Source organism: Enterobacter cloacae complex sp. 302F9, assembly GCF_050030335.1.
GTDB classification, from domain to species: Bacteria; Pseudomonadota; Gammaproteobacteria; order Enterobacterales; family Enterobacteriaceae; genus Enterobacter; species Enterobacter hormaechei_C.
Window position 1 is genome coordinate 4,205,953 of record NZ_JBLGUC010000001.1, and the last position, 16,722, is coordinate 4,222,674.

17 protein-coding genes and 2 tRNA genes are annotated in these 16,722 nt (G+C 53.6%); 6 read left to right on the plus strand and 13 right to left on the minus strand.

Annotated features, from left to right (window positions below):
- Window positions 1–20: 20 nt before the first annotated feature.
- Window positions 21–473, minus strand: a complete 453-nt coding sequence (gene rimP / locus ACQG0T_RS20395) for a ribosome maturation factor RimP (protein ID WP_014833432.1) — start codon at window positions 471–473, stop codon at window positions 21–23.
- A 207-nt stretch (window positions 474–680) separates the two neighbouring features.
- Window positions 681–757: transfer RNA gene (locus tag ACQG0T_RS20400), tRNA-Met, on the minus strand.
- A 286-nt stretch (window positions 758–1,043) separates the two neighbouring features.
- Here ACQG0T_RS20400 and argG point away from each other — a divergent pair.
- Window positions 1,044–2,390, plus strand: a complete 1,347-nt coding sequence (argG, locus tag ACQG0T_RS20405) for an argininosuccinate synthase (RefSeq protein WP_015571974.1) — start codon at window positions 1,044–1,046, stop codon at window positions 2,388–2,390.
- 187 nt (window positions 2,391–2,577) lie between these two features.
- Here argG and ACQG0T_RS20410 read toward each other — a convergent pair.
- From ACQG0T_RS20410 to rlmE, 6 genes are all read right to left on the minus strand, one after another.
- Window positions 2,578–2,664: transfer RNA gene (locus ACQG0T_RS20410), tRNA-Leu, on the minus strand.
- A gap of 9 nt (window positions 2,665–2,673) precedes the next feature.
- Entirely contained in the window at window positions 2,674–3,006 is a 333-nt protein-coding gene (secG, locus tag ACQG0T_RS20415; RefSeq protein WP_003861803.1) for a preprotein translocase subunit SecG, read from the minus strand.
- Window positions 3,007–3,228: 222 nt separating this feature from the next.
- Window positions 3,229–4,566 (minus strand): phosphoglucosamine mutase, encoded by a 1,338-nt coding sequence (gene glmM, locus ACQG0T_RS20420; protein ID WP_017693917.1) that lies wholly within the window; start codon window positions 4,564–4,566, stop codon window positions 3,229–3,231.
- Entirely contained in the window at window positions 4,559–5,407 is an 849-nt protein-coding gene (folP, locus tag ACQG0T_RS20425; protein WP_003861807.1) for a dihydropteroate synthase, read from the minus strand. Before folP ends, glmM begins: the two co-directional genes overlap by 8 nt.
- 98 nt (window positions 5,408–5,505) lie before the next feature.
- On the minus strand, window positions 5,506–7,440 hold the full coding sequence (gene ftsH, locus ACQG0T_RS20430) for an ATP-dependent zinc metalloprotease FtsH (RefSeq protein ID WP_003861810.1): 1,935 nt from the start codon (window positions 7,438–7,440) through the stop codon (window positions 5,506–5,508).
- A gap of 102 nt (window positions 7,441–7,542) precedes the next feature.
- Window positions 7,543–8,169: a 23S rRNA (uridine(2552)-2'-O)-methyltransferase RlmE gene (rlmE, locus tag ACQG0T_RS20435; RefSeq protein ID WP_003861812.1), complete on the minus strand. Its 627-nt coding sequence runs from the start codon at window positions 8,167–8,169 to the stop codon at window positions 7,543–7,545.
- 127 nt (window positions 8,170–8,296) lie between these two features.
- On the opposite strand from rlmE, the gene yhbY reads away from it, so the two are divergent.
- Complete coding sequence (gene yhbY / locus ACQG0T_RS20440) at window positions 8,297–8,590, plus strand: ribosome assembly RNA-binding protein YhbY (protein ID WP_003861814.1); 294 nt, start codon at window positions 8,297–8,299, stop codon at window positions 8,588–8,590.
- Window positions 8,591–8,741: 151 nt separating this feature from the next.
- Here yhbY and greA read toward each other — a convergent pair whose 3' ends face one another.
- On the minus strand, window positions 8,742–9,218 hold the full coding sequence (greA, locus tag ACQG0T_RS20445; protein ID WP_006812122.1) for a transcription elongation factor GreA: 477 nt from the start codon (window positions 9,216–9,218) through the stop codon (window positions 8,742–8,744).
- A 228-nt stretch (window positions 9,219–9,446) separates the two neighbouring features.
- On the opposite strand from greA, the gene dacB reads away from it, so the two are divergent.
- From dacB to pmrB, 3 genes are read left to right on the plus strand one after another with little or no spacing between them, the layout of a single operon-like run.
- A complete protein-coding gene (gene dacB, locus ACQG0T_RS20450) occupies window positions 9,447–10,880 on the plus strand; it encodes a serine-type D-Ala-D-Ala carboxypeptidase (RefSeq protein ID WP_015571976.1) in 1,434 nt (477 codons plus the stop codon).
- 2 nt (window positions 10,881–10,882) lie between these two features.
- Window positions 10,883–11,545 (plus strand): two-component system response regulator PmrA, encoded by a 663-nt coding sequence (gene pmrA / locus ACQG0T_RS20455; RefSeq protein WP_015571977.1) that lies wholly within the window; start codon window positions 10,883–10,885, stop codon window positions 11,543–11,545.
- Window positions 11,542–12,585, plus strand: coding sequence for a two-component system sensor histidine kinase PmrB (gene pmrB, locus ACQG0T_RS20460; protein WP_426723867.1), 1,044 nt, complete (start codon window positions 11,542–11,544; stop codon window positions 12,583–12,585). The genes pmrA and pmrB overlap by 4 nt, the downstream gene beginning before the upstream one ends.
- Before the next feature lie 33 nt (window positions 12,586–12,618).
- Here the strand turns inward: pmrB and cgtA are convergent, their stop codons facing one another.
- From cgtA to rplU, 4 genes are all read right to left on the minus strand, one after another.
- On the minus strand, window positions 12,619–13,794 hold the full coding sequence (gene cgtA / locus ACQG0T_RS20465; protein ID WP_006812124.1) for an Obg family GTPase CgtA: 1,176 nt from the start codon (window positions 13,792–13,794) through the stop codon (window positions 12,619–12,621).
- Window positions 13,795–13,809: 15 nt separating this feature from the next.
- On the minus strand, window positions 13,810–14,775 hold the full coding sequence (locus ACQG0T_RS20470; protein ID WP_015571979.1) for a DMT family transporter: 966 nt from the start codon (window positions 14,773–14,775) through the stop codon (window positions 13,810–13,812).
- 95 nt (window positions 14,776–14,870) lie between these two features.
- A complete protein-coding gene (gene rpmA / locus ACQG0T_RS20475) occupies window positions 14,871–15,128 on the minus strand; it encodes a 50S ribosomal protein L27 (protein WP_003861831.1) in 258 nt (85 codons plus the stop codon).
- 19 nt (window positions 15,129–15,147) lie between these two features.
- Window positions 15,148–15,459: a 50S ribosomal protein L21 gene (gene rplU / locus ACQG0T_RS20480; RefSeq protein ID WP_003025032.1), complete on the minus strand. Its 312-nt coding sequence runs from the start codon at window positions 15,457–15,459 to the stop codon at window positions 15,148–15,150.
- 257 nt (window positions 15,460–15,716) lie between these two features.
- Between rplU and ispB the strand changes: the two genes are divergently transcribed.
- Window positions 15,717–16,688, plus strand: a complete 972-nt coding sequence (gene ispB / locus ACQG0T_RS20485; RefSeq protein WP_006812126.1) for an octaprenyl diphosphate synthase — start codon at window positions 15,717–15,719, stop codon at window positions 16,686–16,688.
- Window positions 16,689–16,722 lie beyond the last annotated feature (34 nt).

The window sequence follows — 16,722 nt, forward strand, 5'->3', positions numbered from 1 at the left end:
TTTCACCTCAATCCAGACTGTTAAAAGTGGGGAACCAGGTTCGCCTTCTGGATATTACTCAGCGCGAACACTTCATCTTTGCCTTCGACTGTCACCGTGATCATTTCACCATCAACGGCTTTGATAATTCCCTGCCATTTACGGCGGTTCTGTACGGCCATACGCAGAACGAGAGCCACTTCTTCACCGGTAAAGCGCACGTAGTGCTCGGCCGTGAACATCGGACGATCGAGGCCAGGTGAGGAAACTTCCAGGTTGTACGCAACGGTAATCGGATCTTCAACATCAAGAACCGCACTCACCTGGTGGCTGACATCAGCACAATCATCAACATTGATGCCATCTTCACTATCAATATAGATGCGCAGTGTGGATGTACGGCCGCGAACGAATTCGATGCCGACCAGTTCGTAGCCCAGTGCTTCGACCGGCGCAGTAATCATCTCTGTTAATTTTTGCTCTAATGTGGACAAGCCCACCCCCAAGACATAAAAAAAGGGCGTAAAGCCCAGTTATTCTGTAGTCAGATAACAAAAAACCCCGATAAATCGGGGCTTTAGATAACTGAACCCTATAGCCACAACTGTGGCCTGGAGCACTCTCCGAAAGCATTTTTTCAAATCCAGCTACGAAGGCTCTAAGTCTTCACAGTATATTTGAAAAAGAACTTTATAGGAAAGTGGTTGCGGGGGCCGGATTTGAACCGACGACCTTCGGGTTATGAGCCCGACGAGCTACCAGGCTGCTCCACCCCGCGCCTGAAACGTGGCAAATTCTACGCGTTTTGGACAGAATTTGCAAATAATGCTGGGATTTGGTACCGAAGACGGGACGTAAAATCGGCGTTCAGTATATTGATAGTTGACCCCACCTGTCAACCCAACTTCAGGCAGGGCAATAAAAGGGAAATTTTTACAAAAAACGCACACGTCTCTTTCGGTCGTCGATAAAAGATGATTAAATGAATACTCACTTATTTTGCATAAACATGCATCGAGAGCGAAAGCGGTCTCTAATCAGTCAATCAAGCAGGGTTTTATTATATGACGACGATTCTCAAGCATCTCCCGGTAGGACAACGTATTGGCATCGCTTTTTCTGGCGGCCTGGATACCAGCGCTGCACTGCTGTGGATGCGCCAGAAGGGAGCGGTTCCTTATGCATATACTGCGAACCTGGGTCAGCCGGACGAGGAAGATTATGACGCGATCCCTCGTCGTGCCATGGAATATGGCGCAGAGAACGCACGTCTGATCGACTGCCGTAAGCAGCTGGTTGCCGAAGGGATTGCCGCGATCCAATGCGGTGCTTTCCATAATACGACCGGCGGCCTGACCTATTTCAATACCACCCCGCTGGGTCGTGCCGTCACCGGCACTATGCTGGTTGCCGCCATGAAAGAAGATGGCGTGAACATCTGGGGGGACGGTAGCACCTATAAAGGCAACGATATTGAACGTTTCTATCGTTATGGCCTGCTGACCAACGCCGAGTTGCAGATCTACAAACCGTGGCTGGATACCGACTTCATCGACGAGCTGGGTGGCCGTCATGAAATGTCTGAGTTTATGATTGCCTGCGGCTTTGACTACAAGATGTCCGTTGAGAAAGCCTACTCAACCGACTCCAACATGCTGGGTGCGACGCACGAAGCGAAAGACCTGGAATTCCTGAACTCCAGCGTAAAAATTGTTAACCCGATCATGGGCGTGAAGTTCTGGGATGAGAACGTGAAGATCCCGGCGGAAGAAGTGACCGTGCGTTTCGAACGTGGTCATCCGGTTGCCCTGAACGGTAAAACCTTCTCCGACGATGTTGAACTGATGCTGGAAGCAAACCGCATCGGCGGTCGTCACGGTCTGGGTATGAGCGATCAGATCGAAAACCGTATCATTGAAGCGAAAAGCCGTGGCATTTACGAAGCGCCGGGGATGGCGCTGCTGCACATCGCTTACGAACGTCTGCTGACCGGTATTCACAACGAAGACACCATCGAGCAGTATCACTCTCATGGCCGTCAGCTGGGCAAACTGCTGTATCAGGGTCGCTGGTTTGATCCACAGGCGCTGATGCTGCGTGACGCCCTGCAACGTTGGGTGGCAAGCGCAATCACCGGCGAAGTGACGCTGGAACTGCGTCGCGGCAATGATTACTCCATCCTCAATACCGTGTCTGACAACCTGACCTATAAAGCAGAGCGTCTGACCATGGAGAAAGGTGAGTCAGTGTTCTCTCCGGACGATCGTATTGGTCAGCTGACCATGCGTAACCTGGACATCACCGATACCCGTGAGAAGCTGTTCAACTATGTTGAGAATGGCCTACTCTCCGCCAGTTCCGGTAATGGCCTCCCTCAGGTTGAGAACCTGGAACACAGCGATAAGAAATAATCGACAGCAAGTCATGCAAAAGGCGCCCATTGGGCGCCTTTTTTGTGGTCTTCGTAGGCCCGGTAAGCGCAGCGCCACCGGGCAAAACGGCGGGTGGCGCTGCGCTTACCCGCCCTACAAAAGATCGGATACACAGAATGTACAGACGAAAAAAAAGACGTCTTGCGACGTCTTTCTTCTGGAATATTGGTACCGAGGATGGGACTCGAACCCACAAGCCCGTTAGGGCACTACCACCTCAAGGTAGCGTGTCTACCAATTCCACCACCTCGGTACGGAATACTTACTGCGGGATATCGCTGGTTGGCTTAGCCGGTGCAGCTGGCTGAGTTTGCTCAGTTTTTGCTGGCGCGCTCAGATTTTCCCACTCGCTTCCTTTACTGGTCTTGTTGCTGTTGATATTGCCCAGCACCAGACTGATGATGAAGAACAGCGTAGCCAGAATCGCCGTCGTACGGGTCATGAAGTTCGCAGAACCACTTGAACCGAACAGCGTACCGGAAGCGCCTGCTCCGAAGGAGGCTCCCATATCAGCGCCTTTACCTTGCTGTAGCATAATCAGCGCTACAAGAGCGATGGCTACAATAAGGAAAATAACTAAAAGAGCTTCGTACATAATCAACCTGTTCCTTGCGGATTTGCCGCATACCAATGCTTCGACCAATTAGCAGGATTTTGTTTCCCACTGAAGCGGGTGTGAATACTAACCAAAGCGAATCACCTTCGCAAGGGCATTTTCGAGGCATTGTATCAACTGCGGAAAAAAACAGCAAAAAGCCATTCATTGCTTAAAACAAAGGCGGCAAACGCCGCCTTTTTAAACACTTATTCTGAAAGATTATGCAGCTTTGACTGCATCCGCAATGCGGTGCGCAAATTCGGTTACCTGCGCTTCGTCTTCGCCTTCCACCATCACGCGGATCAGCGGCTCGGTACCCGACTTACGCAGCAGGACGCGCCCACGGCTGCCAAGAGTCGCTTCCACGTCTGCCATCACCGCTTTCACGTTATCATTTTCCAGCGGGTCGCCTTTACCCGCGGTGAAACGCACATTGACCAGAATCTGCGGGAACATTTTCATGCCGCTGCACAGATCGTGCAGGCTCATATGGTTACGCGCCATCGCGGCAACAACCTGAAGCGCCGCCACAATACCGTCACCGGTGGTGGTTTTATCGAGCAGGATCACGTGGCCGGAGTTTTCCGCGCCAATACGCCAGCCTTTCTCCTGGAGTTTTTCCAGCACGTAGCGGTCACCCACTTTCGCACGAACAAACGGAATACCGAGCTGTTTCAACGCCAGTTCCAGGCCCATATTGCTCATCAGCGTGCCCACCGCGCCACCGCGCAGTTGCCCCTGACGCAGGCCTTCACGGGCAATGATGTAGAGGATCTGATCGCCATCGACCTTGTTACCTTCGTGGTCAACCATGATCACACGGTCACCATCGCCATCCAGGGCAATACCCAGATCGGCCTTTTCAGCCAGCACACGCGCCTGCAAGGCACGCACGTCTGTCGCGCCGACTTCTTCGTTGATGTTCAGACCGTCCGGCTCGCAGCCGATAGTGATCACTTTGGCACCCAGCTCGCGGAACACATTTGGCGCAATGTGGTAAGTCGCACCGTTGGCACAGTCCACCACAATTTTGAGGTGTGCCAGGCTCAGCTCATTCGGGAAAGTGCCTTTGCAGAATTCAATGTAGCGGCCTGCGGCATCGACAATACGGTTTGCTTTACCCAGCTCAGCGGAGTCAACACAGGTGATCTCTTTTTCCATTTCCGCTTCAATCGCCTCTTCCACGTCATCCGGCAGTTTGGTGCCGTCGATGGAGAAGAATTTGATACCGTTGTCATAGAACGGATTATGGGAAGCTGAAATGACGATGCCCGCTTCCGCACGGAAGGTGCGGGTCAGATAGGCAACAGCAGGGGTCGGCATTGGCCCCGTAAAGGAAGCTGAAAGCCCCGCCGCCGCCAGCCCGGCTTCCAGCGCGGATTCCAGCATATAACCCGAAATACGGGTATCTTTCCCAATAATGATCTTACGGGAGCCATGACGCGCCAGCACTTTCCCCGCTGCCCAGCCCAGCTTCAGGACAAAGTCAGGGGTAATTGGCGCATCGCCTACGCGCCCACGGATGCCATCGGTACCAAAATATTTACGATTACTCATAGCGTTTGTTTTCCTTCGCTGCCAGTGTGGCTTCCACCACACGCATGGCTTCTACTGTTTCTTTTACGTCATGGACGCGAATGATGTGTGCACCTTGCATCGCGGCAATCACCGCGCAGGCCAGACTGCCGCTCAGACGTTCGCTCGGCCCGACATTCAACAACTGACCAATCATCGATTTTCTCGACATTCCCACCAGCAGTGGCAGGCCGAACTGATGAAACTCTGATAAGCGCGCAAGCAACGCGTAATTGTGTGAGAGATTTTTACCGAAACCGAAGCCCGGGTCGAGCAGCAATTTCTCTTTTGCGATACCCGCACGTTCACAGCGTTCGATATGCTCAATAAAGAAGCGGGTGACGTCGGCAAACACATCTTCATATTTTGGCGCCTCCTGCATTGTCTTAGGCTGACCCTGCATATGCATCAGACACACCGGTAGCCCGGTTTCTGCGGCGGCTTCAATCGCGCCCGGCTCGGTCAGCGAGCGGATATCATTGATAATGTGAGCGCCCACTCTCGCCACTTCACGGATCACTTCGGGTTTGGAGGTATCAACGGAGATCCACACTTCAAAGCGCCGGGCGATAGCCTCCACCACCGGCACCACGCGCGCCAGCTCTTCTTCCACCGAAACCTCCGCCGCGCCAGGCCGCGTTGACTCCCCTCCAACGTCAATGATGGTGGCACCCGCGTTAATCATTAAATTCGCGTGTTTAACCGCGTCGATAAGCGAATTATGCGTGCCGCCGTCAGAGAAGGAATCAGGCGTGACATTCAGGATCCCCATCACATGGGGATGTGAAAGGTCGAGATGCGAGTCCTGGGCGAATAGTTTCATGGTGAAGTCCCTGGGATTAATGTGGTTAAACAGATAAGAAAAACCCCGGAGCAAGCTCCAGGGTTTGAGATACAGACAAACGCTTCAACAGCAGTGACTTACTTGTCGCCCAACTGCTCTGACATGGTGTTGCCCGGGTTTGGCGTACGCGGTTCATCGACCGGACGCGGCGCACGCGGGGTGCCATTGTTGTCAGAATTGTTAGACGCGCCTGGGTCTTCCCAGCCTGCCGGCGGACGCACTTCGCGGCGCGCCATCAGGTCGTCAATCTGCGGTGCATCGATGGTCTCATATTTCATGAGCGCATCTTTCATCGAATGCAGGATGTCCATATTGTCGTTCAGGATCTGACGGGCGCGAGCGTAGTTACGTTCAATCAGCGCTTTCACTTCCTGGTCGATGATACGTGCCGTTTCATCGGACATATGTTTCGCTTTTGCCACAGAGCGGCCCAGGAATACTTCGCCCTCTTCCTCTGCATACAGCAGCGGACCGAGTTTGTCGGAGAAGCCCCACTGAGTCACCATGTTACGCGCCAGGTTTGTCGCCACTTTAATATCGTTCGACGCACCGGTGGAAACATGTTCCGCACCGTAGATAATCTCTTCAGCCAGACGACCGCCGTACAGGGTTGAAATCTGGCTTTCCAGCTTCTGACGGCTGGCGCTGATCGCGTCGCCTTCAGGCAGGAAGAAGGTCACACCCAGCGCACGACCGCGCGGAATAATCGTCACCTTGTGTACGGGATCGTGTTCCGGCACCAGACGACCGATAATCGCGTGGCCCGCTTCGTGATATGCCGTGGACTCTTTCTGCGCTTCCGTCATCACCATGGAGCGACGTTCCGCACCCATCATGATTTTGTCTTTCGCTTTCTCGAATTCCACCATGGACACCACGCGCTTGTTACCGCGAGCGGCAAACAGTGCAGCTTCGTTGACCAGGTTAGCCAGATCCGCACCGGAGAAGCCTGGAGTACCACGCGCGATGATTGCCGCGTCGATATCTGGCGCCAGCGGTACGCGTCGCATATGCACTTTCAGAATCTGTTCACGACCGCGAACATCCGGCAGACCGACCACAACCTGACGGTCAAAACGGCCTGGACGCAGCAGCGCAGGGTCGAGTACGTCCGGACGGTTAGTTGCCGCGATAACGATGATACCTTCGTTACCTTCGAAGCCGTCCATCTCAACCAGCATCTGGTTCAGCGTCTGCTCACGTTCATCGTGACCACCACCCAGGCCTGCGCCACGCTGGCGGCCTACGGCGTCGATTTCATCGATGAAGATGATGCACGGTGCTGCCTTCTTAGCCTGCTCGAACATGTCACGCACACGAGATGCACCGACACCCACGAACATTTCAACGAAGTCAGAACCTGAAATAGTAAAGAACGGCACCTTCGCTTCACCCGCGATGGCTTTTGCCAGCAGGGTTTTACCGGTACCCGGAGGGCCGACCATCAGGACGCCTTTCGGGATCTTACCGCCCAGTTTCTGGAAACGGCTCGGCTCGCGCAGGTATTCAACCAGTTCACCCACCTCTTCTTTTGCTTCGTCACAACCTGCTACGTCAGCAAACGTGGTCTTGATCTGGTCTTCCGTCAGCATACGCGCCTTGCTCTTACCGAACGACATGGCACCTTTGCCACCACCGCCCTGCATCTGGCGCATAAAGAAGATCCAGACGCCGATAAGAAGCAGCATCGGGAACCAGGAAATGAAGATAGAAGCCAGCAGGCTTGGTTCTTCCGGCGGCTCGCCTACCACTTTGACGTTTTTGGTCAGAAGGTTATCAAGCAGCTTAGGATCGTTCACCGGGATGTAAGTCGTGTAACGGTTACTATCTTTCTTGGTAACGTTGATCTCACGTCCGTTGATACGCGCTTCGCGAACCTGGTCCTGATTGACCTCTTGCAGGAAGGTAGAATAATCCACCTTGCGGCCATTCGACTCGCTGGGCCCAAAGCTCTGGAATACTGACATCAGCACAACGGCAATGACCAGCCAGAGTATTAGGTTTTTCGCCATGTCACTCAAGGGATTAACCTCATATTACAACTGTGTTAAAAACAGCGTCAGGATACTCTATATCCAGTTTCATTCAAACTTTCGCCTGAAATCTACCGGTTATCATTTTCGCCCGGTCGCTACAATATACACTTCACGGGAACGGGCCCGGGAAGAGTCCGGCTTACGAACTTTGACCTTCGCAAACAGGGAGCGAATTTCCTTAAGATACTCCTCGAAACCTTCGCCCTGAAACACCTTCACAACAAAACTACCACCAGGCGCTAGTACATCACGACACATTTCTAACGCTAGTTCCACCAGATACATGGCGCGGGGGATATCCACCGCCGGTGTTCCACACATATTTGGCGCCATATCCGACATGACAACCTGGACCTTACTGTCACCTACACGATCAAGTAGTGCTTTAAGCACTAATTCATCACGAAAGTCGCCCTGAAGGAAGTCGACACCGACGATGGGATCCATTGGTAAAAGATCGCATGCGATGATTCGGCCCGTTCCGCCGATCTGCGTAACCGCATACTGGGACCATCCGCCAGGTGCCGCACCGAGGTCGACCACCGTCATTCCCGGTTTAAAAAGTTTGTCACTTTGCTGTATTTCATCAAGTTTAAACCAGGCGCGGGAACGCAACCCCTTTTTCTGCGCCTGTTGAACATATTTATCGCTAAAGTGTTCCTGAAGCCAGCGGCTGGAGCTGGCAGAACGCTTTTTACCTGTCATTTAACATTTCCGTCCTGGTTCATCGTTGCTTGCCTGTGACGTAAATTTCTACGCAGCTATTTGGCGATATTAGGGAGATGGCGGTAGAATGAACCGTTTTCAATCCCAACGTAAGCAAAAATATACGATGAATCTGAGTACTAAACAAAAACAGCACCTTAAAGGTCTGGCACATCCGCTCAAGCCTGTAGTGATGCTTGGCAACAATGGTTTGACCGAAGGGGTGCTTGCCGAGATTGAACAAGCGCTGGAACACCACGAGCTGATCAAGGTGAAAATCGCCTCTGAAGACAGAGACACTAAAAACCTGATCGTGGAAGCCATCGTGCGCGAAACCGGCGCCTGTAATGTACAGGTCATCGGTAAAACGCTGGTGCTCTATCGCCCATCAAAAGAGCGCAAAATCTCGCTGCCACGTTAAGGATATCCTGAATCGAACACATTTTGTGTGTGAAACGAGGGATTTCTTTCAGCAGGCGAGCAAAATGCCATGCTCCTTGAGTTGATAAAAGGCCGCTATGCGGCCTTTTTCTTTTCTTTACAATGTATCAACATCTTAGTAGAGAAGCGAATTACAGGTATTCAACCTTAATAATTTCGTATTCCACTTCACCACCAGGGGTGCGGATGGTGACCACATCGTCCTGCTCTTTGCCAATCAGGCCACGAGCAATCGGCGAGTTCACCGAAATCAGGTTCTGTTTGAAGTCCGCTTCATCATCACCCACGATGCGATAGGTCTGCTCTTCGTCGTTGTCCAGATTCAGGACGCTGACGGTAGAGCCGAAGATCACACGGCCATTATTTGGCATTTTGGTGATATCGATAACCTGCGCGTTAGACAGTTTCGCCTCGATATCTTTAATGCGCCCCTCACAGAAACCCTGCTGCTCACGCGCCGCGTGGTATTCAGCATTCTCTTTCAGGTCGCCATGCTCACGCGCTTCCGCGATAGCGGCGATGATTTCAGGGCGACGCACGGATTTGAGAAAATCCAGCTCTTCGCGCAGTTTTTCGGCACCACGTAAGGTCATCGGAATAGCTTGCATTTGTTATACCTCTTAAACATTCCTGTTGGGAGCAGTGTTCCCTGCTCCAGCCCACCTGAACAGGCCAGAAGCAAAAAGAAAACCGACCCGGGAGCAACGCCCCAGGTCAGCAGCAATTTTTCAATTTGATACGCATTTTACCGCGAAGTTCACTATGGGTCATCGTTTACTTTACAGTGCCATGCACCGTAGTATGACGGTTTGTTTTCGGGTTGTTAGCGCGAGATTATGCGATTTTCCAGTTTTATCATCGGATTGACTACCAGTATAACGTTCACCGTTCAGGCCGCGAATGTTGATGAGTACATTAATCAACTGCCCGCCGGCGCGAACCTTGCCCTGATGGTGCAGAAGGTTGGCGCGCAGGCTCCCGAGATTGATTATCACAGTCAACAGATGGCGCTGCCTGCCAGTACCCAGAAGGTGATCACTGCCCTCGCCGCCCTGCTCCAGCTCGGGCCTGACTTCCGTTTTACTACCACCCTTGAAACCAGAGGTAACGTTGAGGGTGGCGAACTGAAAGGCGATCTTATCGCCCGTTTTGGTGGCGATCCCACCTTTAAGCGCCAGGATGTCCGCAATATGGTGGCGGTACTGAAAAAATCCGGCGTAACAAAAATTGATGGCAACGTGCTGATCGACACCTCCATTTTCGCCAGCCACGATAAAGCGCCTGGCTGGCCGTGGAACGACATGACGCAGTGCTTTAGCGCCCCGCCAGCCGCCGCCATCGTTGACCGTAACTGCTTCTCCGTATCGCTTTACAGCGCGCCAAAACCAAATGACTTAGCTTTTATCCGCGTGGCCTCATACTACCCGGTCACGATGTTCAGCCAGGTGCGGACGCTGGCGAAAGGCTCCCCGGAGGCGCAGTATTGCGAGCTGGACGTGGTACCGGGCGATCTCAATCGCTATACGCTCACCGGCTGCCTGACCCAGCGGTCCGATCCCCTCCCGCTGGCCTTCGCCATTCAGGATGGCGCGGGCTATGCCGGTGCCATTTTTAAAGATGAACTGAAGCAGGCGGGCATAACCTACACCGGAACGCTGCTGCGCCAGACGCAGGTGAATGAGCCAGGCACGGTGATCGCCAGCAAACAGTCCGCGCCACTGCATGATTTGCTTAAGATTATGCTGAAAAAGTCGGATAACATGATTGCCGACACGGTGTTCCGCATGATTGGGCACGCGCGATTTGGTGTGCCGGGCACCTGGCGGGCCGGTTCTGATGCCGTACGTCAGATCCTGCGCCAGCAGGCGGGTATCGATCTGGGCAATACGATCGCCGTTGATGGTTCCGGTTTATCGCGTCATAACCTGATCTCGCCGGCCACCATGATGCAGGTGTTGCAGTACATTGCTCAGCATGACGCTGAGCTAAACTTTATTACGATGCTGCCGCTTGCCGGACACGACGGCTCTCTTCAGTACCGCGCGGGCCTTCACGCTGCGGGCGTGGATGGCAAAGTGTCAGCCAAAACGGGTTCCCTGCAAGGCGTTTACAACCTTGCCGGTTTTATCACTACCGCCAGCGGACAACGCATGGCATTTGTGCAGTATCTTTCCGGCTATGCCGTCGAACCGGCTGACCAGCGCAATCGCCGTATTCCACTGGTGCGTTTCGAAAGCAGGCTCTATAAGGACATCTACCAGAATAACTAGCGATGAAACTACTGATAGTTGAAGACGATCTGTTATTGCAGGAAGGGTTAGCGCTGGCGCTGGGGAATGAAGGCTACGCCCTGGATTGTGCCACCACGGCCGCTGAAGCAGATGCCCTGATCCAGAGCGGTGAATACAGCCTCGTGATCCTGGATTTAGGGCTGCCGGATAAAGACGGCGCGACGCTGCTCTGCCAGTGGCGTCGTCGCGGGGTTGAGAATCCCGTCTTGATTCTCACCGCCCGCGATGCCATTGAAGACAGAATTAACGGGCTGGATTCTGGCGCTGACGATTATCTGGTAAAACCCTTCGCCCTTGCCGAGCTACAGGCTCGCGTACGGGCGTTGATCCGCCGCTATCAGGGCCACAGCGACAACCTGCTGACGGACGGAGATATCACCCTCAATCTGCAAACTCAGCAGGTGTTGCGCCAGTCTCAGCCTGTGGAAGTGACGCCAAAAGAGTTCGCTCTGCTGACGCGCCTGATCATGCGCAGCGGGCAGACCGTGCACCGTGAAACGCTGCAACAGGACATCTACTCCTGGCAGGACGATCCGGGATCAAACACGCTTGAAGTTCACATTCATAATCTGCGGCGCAAGCTCGGTAAAGATCGCATCAAAACCGTACGCGGCGTGGGTTACCGTCTGGAGAGCCAGAAATGAACAGTATGCGCCGGCGATTAATGGTGTTGCTGGCGGTTATTCTGCTATTTTTTCAACTCATTAGCGTAGTCTGGCTGTGGCATGAGAGCCGCGAGCAGATCGGTTTTCTGGTGAACGAAACGTTGTCCGCCAAAGCGCGCAACAACCATGTCGAAAAAGAGATCCGCGAAGCCATTGCCTCCCTGCTGGTCCCTTCTCTGGTGATGGTCGGTTTTACCTTGCTCTTCTCATTCTGGGCAGTCACCTGGATCACCCGACCACTCAACAAACTTCGCGCCAGCCTTGCGAACCGTTCGGCGGATAATCTGACTCCCCTGCCGATGTATTCCGATATGGAAGAGATAGGCGCTGTGACCACGTCGCTCAATCAACTCCTCGCCCGGCTGGACCACACTATTCAACAGGAACGCCTGTTTACCGCCGATGCGGCACACGAGTTACGTACGCCGCTTGCGGGGATCAGGCTCCATCTGGAACTGATGGCTCAGTCCGGTTCCCCGCAGGCCACGCCACTGATAAGCCGTATCGATCAGTTGATGCACACGGTGGAACAGCTGCTGATGCTGGCGCGTGCCGGGCAGGCGATGGCCAGCGGCCATTACGATACCGTGAACTGGACGGAGACGATCATTGCTCCGCTCAGCCTGGAGCATGAAGCCAAAGAGCATACGGTAATATGGCCGGCCCACAGCGTACTGACGGTTCAGGGGGACGCCGTCCTGTTACGTCTGATGCTAAGGAACCTTCTGGAGAATGCCGCCCGCTACAGCCCGGCAGGCACAACCATTGAAGTGGCATTAACAGCGACGGAGGGCGGTACCCGGGTAAGCGTTACCGATCAGGGGCCGGGTATTGATGAGGCGCACCGCCAGTCGATCACCGAACCTTTCCAACGTCTCGACCAGCGCTACGGCGGCAGCGGCCTTGGGCTGAGCATCGTACAGCGTATCGTACAGCTCCATCATGGCCATTTAACGCTGGAGAACGGCGCTGGGGGCGGCCTCATCGCCAGCTGTTGGTTACCGGCGAAAATAGGATAAAAAAAAGCCCCGTTAAGGGGCTTTATACAGGGGTTAGTGCTTGTAGATGAACTCGACGCCTTCTTCGTCGTCTTCATCCCAGTCATCGTCCCAGTCTTCATCATCTTCTTCCGCTTCCAGCTCTTCGAGCTGCTGGCGGTGGTAGTCATCCCACATGAATTCGACTTTTTCAGGCTGTTTCGCCTCTTCTGCCTGAACAACCGGATTCTCGATGATAAAGGTCATCACATCCCAGCAGAGATCTTTCACGCCAACCTGGCTGGCGGCAGAGATCAGATAGTACTTATCTTCCCAACCCATCGCGTCGGCAATCGCTTTAGCTTTCGCTTCAGCTTCCGCTTTATCCATCAGGTCGATCTTGTTAAATACCAGCCAGCGCGGTTTTTGCGCCAGTTTTTCACTGTATTTCTCCAGCTCGCCGATAATAATACGGGCGTTTTCAACCGGATCGGAACCGTCGATTGGATCGATGTCGATGAGGTGCAACAGTACGCGACAACGCTCAAGGTGCTTCAGGAAGCGAATACCCAGACCGGCGCCTTCTGCTGCCCCTTCAATCAGACCCGGGATGTCAGCGACCACAAAGCTCTTCTCGTTATCCATACGGACAACGCCCAGGCTCGGCACCAGCGTCGTAAACGGATAATCCGCTACTTTGGGTTTCGCCGCAGAGACCGCACGGATAAACGTCGATTTACCGGCGTTTGGCATACCCAGCATCCCCACATCCGCCAGCAGCATCAGTTCCAGTTGCAGGTCGCGCTTATCACCCGGGGTACCCATGGTTTTCTGACGCGGGGTACGGTTAACGGAAGATTTGAAACGGCTGTTACCCAGACCATGCCAGCCGCCTTTCGCCACCATCAGGCGCTGACCGTGTTTGGTCATATCACCCATGGTTTCGCCCGTGCCCTGATCGATGACACGCGTACCCACCGGCACTTTGATCGTCACGTCTTTACCGCGTTTACCGGTACAGTCGCGGCTCTGGCCGTTCTGGCCACGCTCGGCGCGGAAAGATTTTTCGAAACGGTAGTCGATCAGCGTGTTGAGGTTTTCATCCGCCTCCAGCCACACGTCGCCACCGTCCCCACCGTCACCGCCGTCAGGACCGCCACGAGGAATATATTTTTCACGGCGGAAGCTTACACAACCGTTACCGCCATCACCTGCCACGACCAGAATCGTCGCTTCATCAACAAACTTCATTTTACTCTCCGTAACTCATTCGCCTGAGCGGGGGACTATTACAACCGCTTCATTTTTGCGCCAACGCCCCCAAAGACGATGACCAATGGCGGAATACATCGCGCCCGCAACCACGACAAACGCACCGAGATAACCCAACAGGTTGAGCATCGGCTTGACGAAGACATCGGGCCAGGCCATTGATAACAAATCTGAAAATAACAGCGTAAACAGCGGGGTAAGCGTGATTAAGGCGCTCACCTGTGCTGCCTGCCAGCGCGCCATGGCTTCAGCCAGAGCGCCATAACCGACCAGCGTATTCAGCCCACAAAAAATGAGGCACGCCAGTTGCCAGTCGCTGAGCTGGGTAATTACACCCGGCTTCGCTAAAGGCAATAATGCCAGTGTACACAAAGTGTACAGCAAAAAGAGGATCTGCTGTGAGGCAAGACGGCGCAATAACACCTTTTGCGCGACGCCATAACTCACCCAGACCGTTGCTGCACCCACCCCAAAAATGACACCCCAGGTGTAATCCGTCAGGCGGGTAAAAATCTCAATCAGGCTGGTGTTAAAGAACATCACCAGCCCGCAAAGCAGCATGCTTGCCCCGATGATCTGCGTGCCGCGCATCTTCTCCTTGAGGATGAATACGCTGGCGACCATCATGCCGACCGGTGAAAGCTGACCAATCACCTGCGACGCTGTAGGGCTAAGATATTGCAGGGAAGAGCTGAACAGAATGAAGTTACCGAACAGACCGCCCGTCGCGATAGCCAGTAACACCAGCCAACGCGGTTTTCGGAAGATGCGCAGCGGTGGCAGCTTACCTTTGACGGCCAGAATGGCGCCCAGGCCTATGCTTGCCATCAGGAAGCGATAAAACACCACCGTCGGTGGCTCCATGACTTCCAGTACCTGCTTCATTGCAATTGGCAGCGCACCCCAGCACATTGCGGTAGTGAGCGCCAAAAGAATACCCATGCCGGCCTGCTGCTTCATGCCCGTTTTCCCTACAGAAAATTTTCCGGGTTTCCAATGTAAAAAGCCCCGCAACACGTTGCGGGGCTTTAATCCGTTACCGGACCGAGAAAACCTTACTCAGCAACGATGCTGATGTATTTACGGTTGTTCGGGCCTTTAACTTCAAATTTCACTTTACCGTCTGCTTTAGCAAACAGAGTGTGGTCACGACCGCAACCTACGTTGGTACCCGCGTGGAACTTGGTGCCACGCTGACGAACGATGATGCTACCCGCCAGAACGGATTCGCCACCGAAACGCTTAACGCCCAGGCGTTTAGCTTCTGAATCGCGACCGTTACGTGTGGAGCCGCCAGCCTTTTTATGTGCCATTTAAATCTCTCCTCAGGTCTTAGGCGCTGATGCCAGTAATTTTCACATCAGTGAACCACTGACGGTGGCCCTGCTGCTTACGATAGTGTTTACGACGACGAAACTTAACGATTTTAACTTTCTCGCCACGACCGTGAGCAACAACTTCAGCTTTGATAACGCCGCCATCAACGAAAGGAACGCCGATTTTGACTTCTTCACCGTTTGCGATCATCAGAACTTCAGCGAACTCAACAGATTCGCCAGTTGCGATGTCCAGCTTTTCCAGGCGAACGGTCTGACCTTCGCTTACTCGGTGTTGTTTACCACCACTTTGGAAAACCGCGTACATATAAACTCCGCTTCCGCGCACATCCTCGTATGATTCAGAGTGCGCTATAAATATTCACAATAGGGCGCGAATATTACGCAAAACGCGAGCCTTTGACAAGTGCTACCATCAATACATGAAGAAAAAAAACACAACACGTACGGTAACGTTTATCTGAGCCGTTTTTTCAGTACAATCAGCAATACTATTTATAAACCGAAACCCTTTGTGTACCCATCTCGTGTGGGATAAACAGGATAAAAAGCCCGGCTTTTGCGATGAATTTAGAAAAAATCAATGAGTTAACCGCGCAAGATATGGCGGGTGTGAATGCAGCAATCCTGGAGCAACTCAACTCTGACGTTCAGCTGATCAATCAGTTGGGCTATTACATCGTCAGCGGCGGCGGTAAACGTATTCGTCCGATGATTGCCATTCTGGCCGCACGCGCGGTTGGCTATCAGGGAAATGCCCACGTCACGATCGCGGCGCTGATCGAATTTATCCACACCGCCACCCTGCTTCACGACGATGTTGTGGATGAATCAGACATGCGTCGTGGAAAAGCCACCGCCAACGCCGCGTTTGGTAATGCGGCAAGCGTTCTGGTAGGCGATTTTATCTATACCCGCGCCTTCCAGATGATGACCAGCCTTGGCTCGCTGAAGGTGCTGGAAGTGATGTCAGAAGCCGTGAACGTTATCGCTGAAGGTGAAGTCCTACAGCTGATGAACGTCAACGACCCGGACATCACCGAAGAAAACTATATGCGGGTGATTTACAGCAAGACCGCACGTCTGTTCGAAGCCGCCGCGCAATGCTCCGGCATTCTGGCAGGCTGTAGCGAAGCTCAGGAAAAGGGCCTTCAGGACTATGGCCGTTATCTCGGCACCGCGTTCCAGCTGATTGATGATTTGCTGGACTACAGCGCGGATGGCGAAACGCTCGGTAAAAACGTCGGCGATGACCTGAACGAAGGCAAGCCAACGCTGCCGCTGCTCCACGCGATGCGCAATGGCACACCAGAGCAGGCGAAAATGATCCGGGAGGCTATCGAGCAGGGAAATGGACGCCATCTTCTGGAACCGGTACTGGAAACAATGGCTATCTGCGGCTCCCTGGAATGGACGCGTCAGCGCGCTGAAGAAGAAGCGGACAAAGCCATCGCCGCCATTCAGGTCATTCCCGACAGCCCATGGCGTGATGCGCTAATCGGCCTCGCGCACATCGCCGTCCAGCGCGACCGATAATCCCCTCCTCATCTCCCTGCGCCCACGCAGGGAG